Source organism: Streptomyces sp. NPDC101393, assembly GCF_044767385.1.
In the GTDB taxonomy this organism is placed as follows: domain Bacteria; phylum Actinomycetota; class Actinomycetes; order Streptomycetales; family Streptomycetaceae; genus Streptomyces.
In genome coordinates this window covers 12,425-26,604 of record NZ_JBIWNU010000002.1, presented here as the reverse complement: position 1 = coordinate 26,604, position 14,180 = coordinate 12,425, and the positions used below count along the sequence as shown (strand labels likewise).

12 protein-coding genes and 2 pseudogenes are annotated in these 14,180 nt (G+C 69.0%); 4 read left to right on the top strand and 10 right to left on the bottom strand.

Translation table 11 applies throughout. The features are described 5' to 3' along the window. Positions 1-254 precede the first annotated feature (254 nt). Together uppS and ACIRQ7_RS05790 are read left to right on the top strand one after the other, a co-directional pair. Positions 255-1,079: a polyprenyl diphosphate synthase gene (gene uppS / locus ACIRQ7_RS05795; protein WP_404260182.1), complete on the top strand. Its 825-nt coding sequence runs from the start codon at positions 255-257 to the stop codon at positions 1,077-1,079. Next, complete coding sequence (locus ACIRQ7_RS05790; RefSeq protein ID WP_404260180.1) at positions 1,076-2,539, top strand: oxygenase MpaB family protein; 1,464 nt, start codon at positions 1,076-1,078, stop codon at positions 2,537-2,539. The genes uppS and ACIRQ7_RS05790 overlap by 4 nt, the downstream gene beginning before the upstream one ends. Positions 2,540-2,842: 303 nt before the next feature. Here ACIRQ7_RS05790 and ACIRQ7_RS05785 read toward each other — a convergent pair. The 9 genes and pseudogenes from ACIRQ7_RS05785 to ACIRQ7_RS05745 all read right to left on the bottom strand — a co-directional run bounded on the left by ACIRQ7_RS05785 (position 2,843) and on the right by ACIRQ7_RS05745 (position 10,557). Then, a pseudogene (locus ACIRQ7_RS05785) lies at positions 2,843-3,208 on the bottom strand (RidA family protein). Positions 3,209-3,347: 139 nt separating this feature from the next. Further along, positions 3,348-4,325: a transposase gene (locus tag ACIRQ7_RS05780; RefSeq protein ID WP_404260178.1), complete on the bottom strand. Its 978-nt coding sequence runs from the start codon at positions 4,323-4,325 to the stop codon at positions 3,348-3,350. 84 nt (positions 4,326-4,409) lie between these two features. After that, the gene (locus tag ACIRQ7_RS05775) at positions 4,410-4,820 is read right to left on the bottom strand and encodes a RidA family protein (protein WP_404261313.1); all 411 of its coding nucleotides are present in this window, start codon (positions 4,818-4,820) and stop codon (positions 4,410-4,412) included. A 111-nt stretch (positions 4,821-4,931) separates the two neighbouring features. After that, positions 4,932-5,375, bottom strand: a pseudogene (locus tag ACIRQ7_RS05770) (Wadjet anti-phage system protein JetD domain-containing protein); the annotation flags it as partial. A 116-nt stretch (positions 5,376-5,491) separates the two neighbouring features. Continuing rightward, positions 5,492-6,466, bottom strand: coding sequence for a helix-turn-helix domain-containing protein (locus ACIRQ7_RS05765; RefSeq protein WP_404260177.1), 975 nt, complete (start codon positions 6,464-6,466; stop codon positions 5,492-5,494). Between the two features lie 16 nt (positions 6,467-6,482). Next, complete coding sequence (locus ACIRQ7_RS05760) at positions 6,483-7,316, bottom strand: alpha/beta fold hydrolase (RefSeq protein ID WP_404260175.1); 834 nt, start codon at positions 7,314-7,316, stop codon at positions 6,483-6,485. A gap of 825 nt (positions 7,317-8,141) precedes the next feature. Further along, entirely contained in the window at positions 8,142-9,053 is a 912-nt protein-coding gene (locus tag ACIRQ7_RS05755; protein WP_404260173.1) for a terpene synthase family protein, read from the bottom strand. Further along, positions 9,050-10,048: a hypothetical protein gene (locus ACIRQ7_RS05750; protein WP_404260172.1), complete on the bottom strand. Its 999-nt coding sequence runs from the start codon at positions 10,046-10,048 to the stop codon at positions 9,050-9,052. The genes ACIRQ7_RS05755 and ACIRQ7_RS05750 overlap by 4 nt, the downstream gene beginning before the upstream one ends. Before the next feature lie 368 nt (positions 10,049-10,416). Further along, positions 10,417-10,557 (bottom strand): hypothetical protein, encoded by a 141-nt coding sequence (locus ACIRQ7_RS05745; protein WP_404260170.1) that lies wholly within the window; start codon positions 10,555-10,557, stop codon positions 10,417-10,419. Positions 10,558-11,261: 704 nt separating this feature from the next. On the opposite strand from ACIRQ7_RS05745, the gene ACIRQ7_RS05740 reads away from it, so the two are divergent. Together ACIRQ7_RS05740 and ACIRQ7_RS05735 are read left to right on the top strand one after the other, a co-directional pair. Then, positions 11,262-11,405 carry a hypothetical protein gene (locus tag ACIRQ7_RS05740; protein WP_404260169.1) on the top strand — a complete coding sequence of 48 codons (144 nt, stop codon included), beginning with the start codon at positions 11,262-11,264 and terminating at the stop codon, positions 11,403-11,405. Positions 11,406-11,620: 215 nt separating this feature from the next. Beyond that, positions 11,621-12,535, top strand: a complete 915-nt coding sequence (locus tag ACIRQ7_RS05735) for a hypothetical protein (protein ID WP_404260167.1) — start codon at positions 11,621-11,623, stop codon at positions 12,533-12,535. Positions 12,536-13,038: 503 nt separating this feature from the next. Here ACIRQ7_RS05735 and ACIRQ7_RS05730 read toward each other — a convergent pair. Then, positions 13,039-14,142 carry a hypothetical protein gene (locus tag ACIRQ7_RS05730; protein ID WP_404260165.1) on the bottom strand — a complete coding sequence of 368 codons (1,104 nt, stop codon included), beginning with the start codon at positions 14,140-14,142 and terminating at the stop codon, positions 13,039-13,041. Positions 14,143-14,180 lie beyond the last annotated feature (38 nt).

Below are 14,180 nucleotides of genomic sequence, written 5' to 3'. Positions count from 1 at the left end.
CCCCAACCCGCGCATCGATTGGAGCTTGAAGGAACCTGTGTGCGAGGTCACTGCTCCAGCACTCGGACGGATTCGACCGTATGAGTCAAGGGTGACAGCTCTTCGTTCGGCCTGGCAGGGCTCTTTCGCGCTGCCAGACTCCCGGGAGGGAACGCGCCGGCAGGGCGTGGGCGAGGCGGGAGCGGCGGGGCAGGGTGGGCGTGACCAAGCGCGGTTCGGCCGGTCGTGCCGCTCCGGACGGGGCGGCTCCAGGCATGACAGACCACGGCGTGCCGCGCGCACGCGCGGTGACGGAGGACCGGCCGGGCGGGCGACAGCGCGGTGGCGGCCCCGGCGGGCAGCGGCGGAACGAGGGGGCGGCGCGTGCGGGACCGCGGCACGTGGCCTGCGTGATGGACGGCAACGGCCGTTGGGCGCAGCAGCGTTCGCTTCCCCGTACGGCGGGTCACCGGGCCGCGGAGACCGCCGTCATCGACGTCATCGAGGCGGCCCGGGCCGCCGGCGTGGAGTGGCTCAGCCTGTACGCCTTCTCCACCGAGAACTGGAACCGCCCTGGCAGCGAGGTCGAATTCCTGATGCGTCTGGTGCGCCGGGTTGTGCGCAAGCATGCGCCGCTGCTGCTCGCGCGCGGCATCCGATGCCGTTTCCTCGGGGTCGCCGATCCGCGCATCCCCCGTGAACTGGCCCGGGACTTCGACGACTTGGCAACGCTGACCGCCGACAACCGGGGGATGACGCTGACCGTCGCTTTCGACCACGGCGGGCGCCGGGACATCGTCGAGGCCGCAAGATCGCTGATCCGCAGCGGGGCGCCCGCCGACGAGGTGACCGAGCGGCTCTTCGCGGACCACCTGCCTTTCCCTGACACCCCCGATGTGGATCTGGTCATCCGTACCTCCGGTGAGCAGCGCATCTCCAACTTCATGCTCTGGCAGGTCGCCTACGCCGAGTGGATCTTCCCCGAGGCGCTCTGGCCTGACTTCCGGGCCCCCGAATTCCTCGCCTGCCTGCACACCTACCGGCGCCGCGACCGCCGCTTCGGCGGCGTACCCGCATGGATGAACGGAGACCCATCATGACCACCGGAACCACGGGAACGGCCGACGAGGCCTCCCTGTTCGGCCCGAATTCGCAGTTCAGCTCCTTCTTCGACGACCCGCGCTGGGCGCTGGCCGTAATCCGCGCCACCGTGCTGGAGGCTGCTCACCCACAGATCGGCGCCGCCCTCGTCGACAACTCCACCTTCGTCGCCCACCCCTGGCGCCGACTGCGCAACACCTTCCTCAGCATGCGGCGCATGTTCGGCACCGACCCGGCGGTACGCGAACGGGAGGCCGCCCGGCTCAACCGGCTGCACGCCCGCATGAGCGGCTCCGACCCCCGCGGCCGCGCCTACGACGCGATGGACCGCGCGACCCGCGCCTGGGTGGTCGCCACCCTCTTCGAGAGCGCCGTCACCATGTGCCGGCTGAGCGGCCAGCCGCTCGACCAGGACACGATGGAGAGGATGTACGCCGAGTACCGCGCATTCCTCGCCGCGCTCGACGGCGACGCCGCAGAACTCCCCGAGGACCTGAACGACTTCTGGCGATACTTCGACCAGGTCGTCGAAAACGAGCTGGAGAACACCGAGGCGGCCCGCGTCATCCTCTACCGGCTCTTCGACCACCTGCCCGCCCCTGCCCTGCTCGACGGCGCACCGACACTCTGGGCGGCCGGCCGCGCTGTCGCCGGTCCGCTCCTCGGCGCGATCACCGTCGCCTCGCTCCCCGAGCCCTTCCGGCGCCGGGCCGGCCTGCCCGAGATGCCCGGCGCCCCAACCCTCATGCAAGGCGCCTACCTCGCCGCCGGGCTCGCCCGATTCCTGCCCGATGGCTGGATCAACGCCGAAAGCATCATCGAAGCCCTCTCACTCCCACCCGACAGCGACGACCCTCGCGCCCGCACCGTCACCGCCCTGCGCGCCCGCATGAAGCGGGCATCGGCCCTGCTCCGCCTCCTCACACCACTGAGCGGCGACACCCACCCCGACCCGGCCCCTTCGGCGGGCACAGAAGAGAACCGACGCTCGGCGGAGGAGTTCTTCCGCCGAGTGCTGGACCAGACCGGCGACGGCCACGTCGGCTGGCCTGACCTCGCCGCCATGGCCCGCGAACTCTCCACCCGCCTCGACCTGGACGAACCCGAGGAGACCCGGCTCTACGACGCCTTCGCCGCCTGGTGGCGCGAGCTCCAGGCCGCCCTCGACACGGACGGCGACGGCCGCGTCAGCGCCGAGGAGTACGCCACCGCCGTCCCCTCCCTCGCCGGACCCGCGCTCATCCGCGTCGCCGAGGTCCTCTTCGGCGCCACCGACAAGGACGGCAACGGGAGCATCGACGCAGACGAATACCGAACCCTTTTCCGCACCGCCTTCCACCGCGACCTCACCACCACCGACGGCGCCTACGGCCGCAGCGCCTTCGTGGGCGACTTCCTCTCCTTCATGGCGGGCCGCCGCACGGGCACCCCGTACGACCCCCTGCTCGCCGACGCCTGACGAGCTCGTGCATGGTTGGCGGCCACGGCTGCGCGCTCATGCAGCATCCGGACGCATCGCCGGCACGGCAGGCTGCCCGGGCAGGTCAGAGGTACACGACCGTCATCCTCGGCAGGAACCATGACGCCGAGTTCATCCTGCGGCGTCGTGCGGCAGGATCCTCTCGCCGATATCCGCGGTTGCTGCGGACGCGGCGGTGCGCCGCAGGCCCAGCCTGCGGCGCACCGTGATTCGGCGGCCGGTCAGTGGCGGCGCCGAGGTTGCGTTGTCGATGGGTTCGGGAGGCGCCCCGCCCAGAGCCACTCAAGAATCGAGTACGGCGGCGACGGCCTCGATCTCGACGAGTTGATCCTTGTAGCCGAGCACAGTGATTCCCATCAAGGTGCTGGGCACATCATGGTCGGCGAACGAGTCCCGGACTACCTCCCAGGCGGCCACCAGATCCTCCCGTCGGGCGGATGCGACGAGGACCCTTGTGCTGATGACGTCCTGGAGTCACGCACCCGAGGCGGTGAGAGCAGCCTGCATGTTCTCGATGGCTTTCAGTGCCTGGCCTGCGTAGTCACCGATCGCTGCCGTGGAGCCGTCATCGTTCAGGGGGCACGCCCTGGCGAGGAAGATCAAGCGTGACGGGGCGGGCGCCGTGGCCGCGTAGGCCGTGTGCTCCAGGTCGAAACGTTGCGGGAACGCCTGCCAGGCCCGGTCGACGTCCGCGTCGCTGGAGCCCGTCCTCGAGGACCACAGCCACACCACCGGTGCCTCACGGTCCTTCGACAGGTACGCGATCCGACCTCCATCCGGGTCAACGTCATCTCAACCAAGGGAAGTTCACCTTCGTGGTCCAGCCAGGCACCCGGTGGGTCAGTCGCGGGTGGGCCCGGTCCCACCCCTGTGTGACGGCCTTGCCGTATTTCGCGGTGCCCGTGCGGGTGGTAACCGCCGGGTCGGGCCAGGTCTCCGGTTGGGCAAAGCGGAACTCCGGACCGTGCTTCTGCGGTCGACCCTCCTTGGGGTCGAAGATTCGCAGCGGCTTCGGTAACCGCATGACGCGGTCACCGCGGATCCGCCCGATCAGCTCGACGGGCAGATCCCGCAGAATCCAGGCCGGCCGGGTCACGTCGGATCCGGCGTGCGTGACGATGACGATGTCCGGATCGCTGGGCTGCCAGTGCCCCGAGGCGATGAGCTGTTCGACGACGTCGCGGAGCTCAGCGGCAGTGACTGCCGTGGCGTCGTCGGACGGGCAGAGCCGGACAGTGTCCAGAGCCTGCGTCCAGGACGTGGCGCCCGTCTCCAGCACCGCGACGATCGAGTACGGCCAACCCGGGATGAACTGCGAGGTCGTCTTCGCCCGGCCATGGACGTGGGCAGAACCACCGGTCCGGTGAACACGGTGCGTCCGAACGAAGCCACGGCGAGACGTCCACCGCCAGTACCGGACGGCCGTCCGGGAACGGGACAGCGGCAGGCGGGCAGGCAGGCCATCCAGCAGCGACCGCAGCCGCCCGGTGTCGATCCGGCCGCGGTTCAGGCGTCGTACATCGCGCTGTGCCCGCGCCGGTTGCTCGGGCAGCAGCGTCCACTCCACCGCCGAGCGGACCGCACCCGGCGCACACAACACCGCATCCGCCAGCTCGAACAGCTTGTCGCTCCGCACGGTCAGACACGCGTGCAACTCGTCCCGAAAGCGCGACGCTTCCGTGAACGCCGCACCCACAGCGGCTTCAAGTAGCAGACTCACCCGCACGGCCTTCGTCGTGGGCAGTGCACCTTGGTCGGAGCTCATGATCAGACGAAGCCCGCTTCGGCGTCCGGCACATGACCATGTGGGCGAGGCAGTTCGAGACGCTGTTCGTGGTGTGAGGGCCGCTCAGTCGGGCAGCGCGACGGTGAGGTCCACCTCGACCAGCTGCCCTGCGAAGCCCAGCTGCGCAACCCCCAAGAGCGTACTGGCGGACGTGAAGGCCGGCCCGAGGGCGGAAGCGGTAAGCCGGTGCCAGGCGAGGCCCAGGTCCTCCCTGTCATCGCTCCGCACGTAGATCACCGAACGCACGACGTGCTGGGGCTGAGCGTTCACCGCCGTAAGGGCAACCAGTGCGTTCACCACAACCTGATCGACTTGCACCTCGAGGGAGTCCGGGCCGACCAGAGAGCCGCCCTGGTCGAGGGGGCACTGCCCCGCCAGATAGGCCGTTCGGCCGGTCTCCACCACGGTGATGTGGTGGTAGCCCGGCGTCTCATGCAACTGATCGGGGTTGATGCGGCTGATCTTCGCTGTCATGCCGAGAGTCTGACCCGTCTGCCCCCGCCGCGCACCAACATTTGCCCCACCGCGCGACGGTCCGACGCGCGCGGGCGTCGTGGCAGCAGCCTTAGCACCCATGCTCGGGCAGGAGCGGCGCAGCCGGTCGAGGATGGCGAACCCGTGGGTGTCCAGGTCGCCCCAGTACAGCAGACGCTTGTCCTGGAGCCGGCGGAGTTCGCTTGGTCGGGTGACTGCGTAGCCGCCGACGACGATCACCATGCTGCCAGGCACGGACGGGAACGCGAGATAGGCGGTCTCGTTCTCGACCATGAAGACGGCTCTGATGCCGGGTGGGAATTCGGTGAACTCATGGACGCGGACGGACAGTTCACTGAACCCGGCGACAGGGGGGCGCCGAGTAGGCGGAACCTGGCGTAGGAGGGTTTGGCCAGGAAGCGAAAGCGAGCGGTGAAGCTGGTCCGCAGCCCATCGGTGTCGATCCGTTCGGCGGGCAGGCAGTGTTCCAACAGGGTGGTCAAACGGCGCGGTGACCTTCGATGACCTTGGCACGGTGAGGAAGTCGCCGCGCATGCAGCGTCTGCGCAGGCGGTACGTGACGTCTATGGGTGTGGTCCATGTCCGGCGGACGGTTGGCGCTGCCACGTCAGTGCGGTCAGGCCATCACAGGGCCAACCGGGCCCTGTGCACTACGGCTTGGCTGCGCTGTCCTTCGATGTGGGGCGATCTCTGCACGATGGGGGCCGCCGTCGAATGCCGGGTGAGGTAACCGGTGGCGGCTCCGTTGGACCGCCCGTGGCATGGTCCGCTGCCTGTCGGGGGCGCCGGGTTGGCGACGAAGCCGGCCACGCGGCGTCGTCAATCGCGAGCCACGGAGCAACGGCCAATGCTGTGGGCGTCAGCCCGGCGAATTCCTTGACCTCGCGGTGGAGGTGGGACTGGTCGACGTAGCCGCTCTCGGTGGCGACGTGGGCGGCGGGGTGACCCGCCGCGAGAAGGTGGGCGGCGTGGTCGAACCGCACCAGCCGGGCGGCGCGTTTGGGTGTGATGCCGAGCTGGGACCGGAAGCGGGCGGACATGCGCTGACGGCTCCATTCGACCTCGCCCGCCAGGCCGTCGACGCGCACCCGCCCGCGGCTGTTGAGCATGCGTCGCCAGGTGTAGGCGATCTCCGGATCAACCGGCGGGCGGGTGCCCAGCCGTCGGCGCAGGATTTCCTCCGCGAGCGTGAACCGTTCGTCCCACGACCCGGCGGCACGCAGCCTGTCCGAGGCCCGCCCGGCATCGCGGCCCCACACATCGCCGAGAGATATCGCCGTCCCGCTGAGCTCGCTCGATGCGCCGAGCACCGTGGCCGCCACGCCAGGCTCCAGCCGGATCTGGAGGCACTCGCCCACCGGGCCACCCGCCCGAAGGCCGCCGGGGAGAAGCCCGATGACGACACTGCCGCGCCCGTGCCGGCCATGCATGTCGTAGATGAGGTCTTCTCCCTCGCTCAGGTCGATCAGCACGGTGACGGACGGGTGCGCGACCATGGCGATGTCCACGGGTGCGGGGGCATGCTGACGGAACCCGGCCATACTGACCCCCGGCAGCCGACCCGACGGGCGCGGGACTGCGACCTCCACGCTTGCCCAGTCGAACGATGTCCTGGTCGGCCCCATCTGTTCAGCCTAGGCGTCAGGCGCTGGCGGGCGGGTTGTCAGCACCCTCTGCCGTGAAGCCCAGCAGCAGATCGCTTGTCGTCTCGGGTGCTTCGAGCAGAGGTATGTGCCCGATGCCGGGCAGCAGCTCGAGCCGGGCGTTCGGCACCGCTTCGTACCGGTGCGCCGACGACGGCTCCCAGCGGGGGTCGGCAGCGCCGAATATGACCAGCGACCGGACCTCATCGAGGGCGGCAAGACGCTCGGGCACGCCCCGTTCGGCGACGTACGCGACATGCTGGTGCGCCATCTTTCGGAACGTCCGGTAGGTGATGCCCCGTACTCCGGTGACCAAGTCGTTTGGGACGTCCACCGGGCGAGTGGTCGTCGCCAGGATCCCCTTGCGGATCGTCTCGTCGGAACGCATCGACCAGAGGACCGGGCCGAGAGGCGGCCCCAACAGAACCCGAAGGATGAGCGGTTGCGGAAGGAGCGCATCGAGACTCGGACCGGTGCTGATCAGCGCGAGCGAGTCCACCAGGTTGGGCCGCTGTTCGGCAAGCGCGGTGGCGACGTAGCCGCCGCTGGAGTGCCCGACCACCACGACATGGCGAAGGCCGAGGTCGTCAAGCACCGCCGCCACCCTGCCTGCTTGGGCGGGCACGTCGTATGCGGGTGCGGGCGGGGACTGGCCGCAGCCAGGGAGGTCGACCCGGATGACGTGATGCCGGTCGGCGAGCGCCGGGACCACCGGGTTCCAGGAGGCCCCCGAGGCTCCTGATCCGTGGATGAGCAGCAGGGGCGGTGCCTGCCGCGGGCCGTCGTGGACGACGTGCATCCCATGCGAGAGCTCAAGGTCGTAGTCACTCATGACAGGGATGATGCGTGGCTGGATGCTGTCAGTCTTGTACAAATGTCGTCACAGGGTGGGCGGTTGGCGAGTCCACCGCAGCGAACGCTCGAATGCCAGCCCAGCCCCTTGCCATAGTCCCGTTTGTCGTAATCCTGATTCTCCCCGTCGATGAAACGGCTGGCCTGGTTCGTCAGATGGTCCTTGCCGGCGGTGCTCGCCAGGTCGGTGAGGTTTGCGATATTCGCGTTGCGGGGCGTCAGGCCCCGGGGGTGCGGAGGGGGCTGGCGCTCGGGCGCCGGCAGCCGTGCCGGTCGTTCGGCCGGAGAGGTGACCGTGGCGGGGGTGCACCCGACTCGGGCACCTGCGCGGCCAGACAGCGACGGACAGAAGTCGGCGGCCGCGCCCGCCCCGCCCCCACCGCCCATGAGGCAAGGACCGCATCAACCGCGGTCTCCTGGCCCGGGAGGTCTGCGGCGCGTTGCCCGGCCGCGGCGCTGCAGGAGAGAGAAGAGCTAGTGGAGAGAGGAAATACAGGGCCGGGTTTCTGCAGGTCAGAGCCGGAAGTCGGGTCGGATATCCGACCAGGTGGGTCGGATATCCGACCGTGCGCGTCGCCTTTCCGACCCAGCGGGGGCGCCCTCTTCGGAGGTCGGGGGAGGACCTGGCAGCCTGTGCCTCGGCGAGCTTGTCCGCGGCATGGCGCCACCCCGGATAGCCCTCGGGAACCTCCGCACGCTGGTGACGTGCTCCTTGACGGGGATCAAGGCATCGCCGTCTCTGTAGGTCAGATCCGGGCCCGTTACTCGGATTCGGCCGGGGTTGCTCTGCCGGGGCCCCGGGTGTTCAGAGCGCAGGGATGCGGTGGAGCCGGCGGAGAATCTTGGTGGCCCCAGGGTATCGGGTGGCGGTGAGGCCGAGGTGGCCGACCAGGTTGCCGTCAGCGATGGCGCGCAGGAGCACTGGTAGTGGCCCGTGACCGGCGTGGGGGAACGCTCTGGCGAGGTGGTTGTACCGGGCCACGACGGTGTCGACCGCCTGTGGCAGATCGCCGGTGGCCGCCGCGCGGAAGAGGACCTCGTTGGAGACCGCGTTGTCGTCGTTCCCCGGTCCACCGCAGGCCTCCGTTGCGTATGAGGCAAGGTCGTTGACGAGGTGGCCAACCTCGACTGTCCATTCCGTGAGCTGGTCCTCCGCGGACCCCTCTTCGGGCACGGGCATTTCATGGACCGCCATCCAACAGTGGAGGTATGGGAGCACACCGACCGTGCGCCGACGCAGCGCGCGGAACTCGGCGAAGGTCATGGTGCGGGAGTTTTGTGCCGGCTCCGAAGCGGTGGCCAGACAGAAGTCCGTGAGCGCGGAACGGAACGGCCCGGTACGCAGGCGCTGGGCGCGCATCTCATCGAGCAGCACGTCATGGAAGACGCCGAGTTCACCCTCGGCCGTCGGTCGGCCGCTGCGCAACCGTTCGGCCAGGGCGGCGAGTTCGGTGACAGGGCCGTCGTCGGCCTGTAAGAAGAACAGACAGAACCTCGCACTGGGCAGGCAATGGTGCAGGGTGGCGCCTGGCGGTGCACAGTGGGCGCCGAATACGGCGGCGTAGAAGGCGCTGCGGGCGTGCCAGGCGGGCCCTCTCTGGCAGCAGCACAACGGCAGTGCCCACGCGAGCAGGGATCGGGCGAGTTCGCGGTGCCGTTCGGTCGGCAAGTAGGCGTGGTACGGCTCCAGGAGGCCTGGAAGCGTTTCCTGCGTCATGGGCATCCTCGTTGTGGGCTCAGAGCGCTCAGGGCGAAGAGCGTGGTCAGGTGCGGCGAGCCGAAGTACAGGGTGAAGCGGCCCATGCGGAAGTAGGGGCAGGCGGGCCAGGACCCGTCGGGGCGCTGAGCGCCGGCCAGCAGGGTCCGGCGCTCCCGCTGTCCGGCCGCAATCCCCAAGTTCTCTGCGGCGAGGATGAGCAACGCGAGATCGAGCGCGTTTGTGGGCGGGCTCGGCTGGACGGCGAGGTGCTGGAGCACCGCGTCGTGCAAGGGAGCGCGCAGGACTGAGGCGACAGCCGTCTCGCCTGTGCACAGGCGAGACGCGGCGTGGAGGAAGGCTGCGGGTGCCGGGTAGTAGCGGGATCCGAGAAGGTAGCGCCCGGAGGTGAGGTGGTCGCCGACGTAGCGCAGGGTGGCCGCAGCGTGCAGGCCTTCGAGATGGGTGTCCTGCTGGGCCAGGCCCAGGAGGTGAAGGACGTTGGCGCAGGCGACGGCGTCGTGTCGGCGCTTGCGTGGCAGTGCCTGAGCCTCGGCATGGTCGTCCCAGTAGACCGTGACCACCCCGGGGTGCGGGCCGACTCCGTTGGCGCCGGCGTGGAGCACTTCCCGCGCCGCGGCAGTGAGTCGGGCACGGGGCAGGAGCCCGTGTCGGTGCAGGGCGACTGCGGCGACGGCGGTGCAGTCCGTGTCGCACGCGAAGGCCGTTGAGGAGGGGAAGAAGCGGTAGCGGTCCCCCCGGCGGCACCGCTCGACCTGGCGGGCCAGGATGGCGATGAGCTCGTGCGATTCCTGGTCGGCAGGTGGAAGCAGTGCCAGGGCCCACATCGCCGAGAAGCCCTCCGCACCGGGGTCGAACCCGATGTCCACTCCGTGGCGCCGGTACAGGCGCTCGCGTGTCCGGGGCGCGGTGAACGGGTCGTTGAAGCGTGGATCGAAGTCCAACCACGCCGACGGCAGCGCCTGGCCCTCCGCCTCCCGGTACAGGAACTCCACTCCCCGCCGGGCCACCTCACCCCCAGCCGCGTCGTCCGCCTTTGGCGGGCCGGCGGCAGCCCCCGCGTCGGGCACGATTCGGGGCGGCCCATCCAGCGCACCATCCGGGTCCGATGTTGGAGCAGGCATGTCCCGTCCCTCCGCGCACGGAGCACCTTCCACAGAGGTCCCGCACCCAGTACGCGAGGGCGCCTGGGGTGCGGGCACAGGCGATCCCGACAGGCCTTCTTGCCGACAAGCGACCGCCTTGTGCGACTGCTGCCTCATAGTCTGACCTGTGTTGACCGCGGCCGCGCGAGCGCGCGGGCCGCGAGTCGAGGCACGAACCAGTGGAATCACACGCCGTCATGCGCCGGTGCGTGACGCGCTTAAGCGCGCATCAACGCGACGGTCGGGGCGTGGAGGATGGCGTCGTCGGGCACCCGAACGTAGGAGACGAAGCCGGGCACCCGAACGTAGAAGACGAAGATGTCGCCGACGCTCGCCTCCCGTAGTTGGCGAGCGGACAACCTAATTTTGCGAATCAAGAGTGGGCCGCGGCTGAAGTCTGAGACGGGCCATGCGGGGGAGTTGTGCTGCTGAGGTCTGTGCGCTGGGATTTCGCGTGGCAGGTTGCCCTTGCGCATGCTCACAAGGCCGGCCGCTACCGCGAGTTCTTCCGCCACACCGCCAGGCCGCCCACCCTCTCAGCGAACCCCCACGCGCAGAACGGGGAGGCCGGTCGCGGTGCGGGAGACCCGGTGTACGGCCCGCTGGGACGGAGGGGTCTCCGCCGCTGGCGATTGTGTTCACCAAACAGGTCGGCGTGGCCGCGATGTGCAACCGGATCAACAGTGTGAGGCGCCTGACCGAAACGCATTGGCGGGCCAATACCGCGATTTCGCCACCAGCTACGGCTCGGACGAACGCGACGGCTCACCGATCACACCGATGCTGTGCCGATCCTGGTCACCACCTCGGACCGGCTGCGCGAGCACGGGCCTTTGGGCCCGGTCTGGTTCCGCTTCGGCCATTCCACCTGGCAGCCCCCCCCCGACGCCCTGGACAACCCCGACGACGAGCGTGCCGACAACCGCCGCCGACATGGGCGCGACAACTCCACAAGCAGCAGCGCGAGCAGGCGAAGCAACAGCGTGAGCGCGAGCGCCAGGAACAGCGGGAGCGGTGGGCGGCGCAGAAGGCCGCCGCCGAAGCTGCCAGGGAGCCCGCTCCCGTGTACCAGGAGTGCCACGGCCCGCTGGAGAGCAGCTCCTTCGAGTACGACCCGCGAGAAGAGGACGCACCGCCTGCCGACGGAGTGCACTGCGCGGCTGCCGTATCCAGCTGGGTGAGCCCACCGGCCGTCTCCGCCGCGTGATCCGCCGCCTGGTGACCGGAGACGACCGCTACCCCGCCAGTAGCGGAAACAGGGTCGAGCCGGCCGGTGCTTCGCCCATGAGGGCTTCACTTCGGGTTCTCCGGACGTGACGTGGGTTTATGGCTGGATTCGTCGATGCGCCCTTCCCCGCCCCTCGGGCAAGCGGTACTCCTTGCCGGGATGCAGGGCGGCCCAGCCAGGGAAGGGACACTGCGATGACTTTTGCGCGGCACGACGGCCAAGGAAACCTGGAAGGCGCCGCACCGGGCGATCCGGCCGCCTGCGACCAGACGGAGATGACCTCGTTCGACGAGGTGTACGACCAGCCAGACCCCCGGCACTTCTTCCGCCTGCTGGGCCGCTGGGACTACCAGACGCCCCACCATGCACAGAGGGTGTTCCGGCGCGTGGCCGCCGCCCGCGCCGCCGCCCGCGCGGCCGCCCCGCTCACTGTGCTGGACCTCTGCTGCTCGTACGGGATCAACGCGGCCCTCCTCAACCACGACCTCACCCTGGAGGACCTGTATGCCCACTACACGTCCCCGAAGGCCGCAGCGCTCACGACAGCGGAGCTGATCGAGTGGGACCGCGCCTACTACGCGGCTCATCGACGTCCCGACGCGCATCGGGTAATCGGGCTCGACATTGCTGCGAACGCCATCTCCTACGCTCTCGCCGTCGGTCTGCTGGACGAAGGCTTCGCCGAGAACCTCGAAGCGGCTCCGCCCACCCCCGCTCTCCTGCGCGCAGTGCAGCCGACCCTTCTGGTCACCGTCACGGGCGGAGCGAGCTTCCTGTCCCCACGCACCTTTCAACCGCTCCTTGCCGCCGTTCACGAACAGGTGTGGATCGCGGCGTTCGTTCTGCGCACCGGTTCCTACGGCCACATCGCTGACGGGCTGACACCGTACGGCCTCATCACCGAGAAAGCGGTTGCTCCGAGCTATCGGCAGCGCCGCTTCACGAGCGTGCATGAGCAGCGGTATGCCATCACCGCGGTGACTGCCGCCGGAGAGGATCCTCAAGGCAGGGAGACCGACGGTTACTTCCACACCGCACTGCACCTGTCACGACCCGCGAAAGACACCGCAGCCCTTCCGCTCACCACTTTAACGTCGGAGAGTGCGTAAGCACACGCCGACCCCCATGCGGGGTTGCCTGCCGGTTCAGTTCCGTTGAGACAGGTAGCCGGGACGTGCGCGCCCCAGCAGAAGAGGCCATGGACGAGGGCGGAGAATGCCTCGTCTATTCATGGGTAACAAGCGCTGCCGTCGCCTGACAGAAGCTCAACTATCGGGCTCCGCGTGCAATGCGCAGGGCCCTTCCTTGCTCTCGGCCGGTGGCACACAGCTGTGTCCCGGCAGGCGGTGGCCAGGGCGGGCGTGGTCCCGATCGAGCCGCTGCTCGGTGACGGGAGCCCGCTTGGCCGCCAGTCGTTGTTGTTATCGAGCTTTGAGTTTGGGACGCGGTTATGGGCACCGAGTTCTCTGACGCGTTGATCGGAATGTTCACAATTCACTTGGAGATCCCATGAGATCGGTAATGATCGCGAAGAATCTTCGGTCAATGGCTCGTTGCGAGGTGAATGCTGGATCGGAAGAGATATTTTTGTGTTCAGTCTGCGTCAGGGGGGTTAGACCATTGTGATCCCAGGTGAGAGTGACTTCCGGAGCGCCTGCGGCATGGGTGGTTTGCCCGGTGAGAGTGACACCGTCCCAGGTGAAGTCGGTTCGATGACCGTGGAGCTGTCGGCAGCCAGACGCTGTTTGGCTCTGCGGCGGGCGAAGGGGTCGTAGAGGTAGCACCAGGTGGTTCCGTCGGGGGGGACGGTGGTGAGGTGGTCCTCTGTGTTCCAGGTGTAGTGCCAGGTGTCTGGTTTTCGAGAGAATCGGGTTTTTTGGCGGAGCACCACCCGGCCGAGGGGGTCGTGTTCGTAGCGGATGCGGCCGGCGCGGGTTATTCGGGTGCCCGTGTATGTCCTTCCACCTCGTGCTGAGGGGTTGGGGTGGCAGTCGGGCCAGGTGGCGTGGGTTTGGTTGCCGGCTTCGTCGTAGGCGTAGGTCTCGGTCCAGTTGGTGGCGCGGACGGCCGTCACGCGGCCGGCGCGGTCGAGGTCGAAGGCGCGTCGACCTGAGTGGGAGTCGTCGATCGCTGTGAGGTTGCCGTCGGGGTGGTAGGCGTAGGCGCGGTGGAGGACGTCCTGAACTTCCCCTGTTGCGGTGTGTGGTGACGGCGCTGTGCCTGCGGCTGCTCTGGTGAGGGACTGGGTGGTGAGGCGGCCGGTGGGATCCCAGGTACGGGTGAGGGCGAGGCGGTCGCCGGGGGTGCGGGTGAGTTCTTGGCCGGCGGCGTCGTGGTCGAAGGTGAGGACGTGGCGGGCGATGTCCATGGCGGTGCGGTTGCCGGCGGCGTCGTAGGTGTAGGTAGTGGTGTGACCGGTGGGAGTGGTGCCCGAGGTGCGGCGGCCCAGGGCGTCGTAGGTGAACGTCATGGTGCGGTCGCTGACGGTTTCGGCGGTAACGCGGCCGAGGACGTCGCGGGTGTAGGTGACGATGGCGTCGGGGTTGGTGGCCTTGAGTAGCTGGCCGGAGGGGGAGTTGGGCGTTGGTGCTGGGGATGCCGGCGGCGTCCTTGGACGTGATGCGACCAGGGCATCTCGGGTGAGGGCGGTGACTTCGCCGAGCGCGTTGGTACGGGTGGTGAGTTGTCCGGCCGGGTTGTGGGTGTAGGTGAGCACCCGGTCGTCGAAGTCGCCTCGAAGCCGACGACCCGGCC

Excerpts from the sequence above, each read along its gene's own strand:
- ACIRQ7_RS05735 (WP_404260167.1), top strand. The coding sequence starts at position 11,621 with ATGACTTTTGCGCGGCACGACGGCCAAGGAAACCTGGAAGGCGCCGCA.
- uppS (WP_404260182.1), top strand. The coding sequence starts at position 255 with ATGACAGACCACGGCGTGCCGCGCGCACGCGCGGTGACGGAGGACCGG.
- ACIRQ7_RS05755 (WP_404260173.1), bottom strand. The coding sequence starts at position 9,053 with ATGACGCAGGAAACGCTTCCAGGCCTCCTGGAGCCGTACCACGCCTAC.
- ACIRQ7_RS05780 (WP_404260178.1), bottom strand. The coding sequence starts at position 4,325 with ATGAGCTCCGACCAAGGTGCACTGCCCACGACGAAGGCCGTGCGGGTG.
- ACIRQ7_RS05760 (WP_404260175.1), bottom strand. The coding sequence starts at position 7,316 with ATGAGTGACTACGACCTTGAGCTCTCGCATGGGATGCACGTCGTCCAC.
- ACIRQ7_RS05765 (WP_404260177.1), bottom strand. The coding sequence starts at position 6,466 with ATGGGGCCGACCAGGACATCGTTCGACTGGGCAAGCGTGGAGGTCGCA.
- ACIRQ7_RS05790 (WP_404260180.1), top strand. The coding sequence starts at position 1,076 with ATGACCACCGGAACCACGGGAACGGCCGACGAGGCCTCCCTGTTCGGC.
- ACIRQ7_RS05775 (WP_404261313.1), bottom strand. The coding sequence starts at position 4,820 with ATGACAGCGAAGATCAGCCGCATCAACCCCGATCAGTTGCATGAGACG.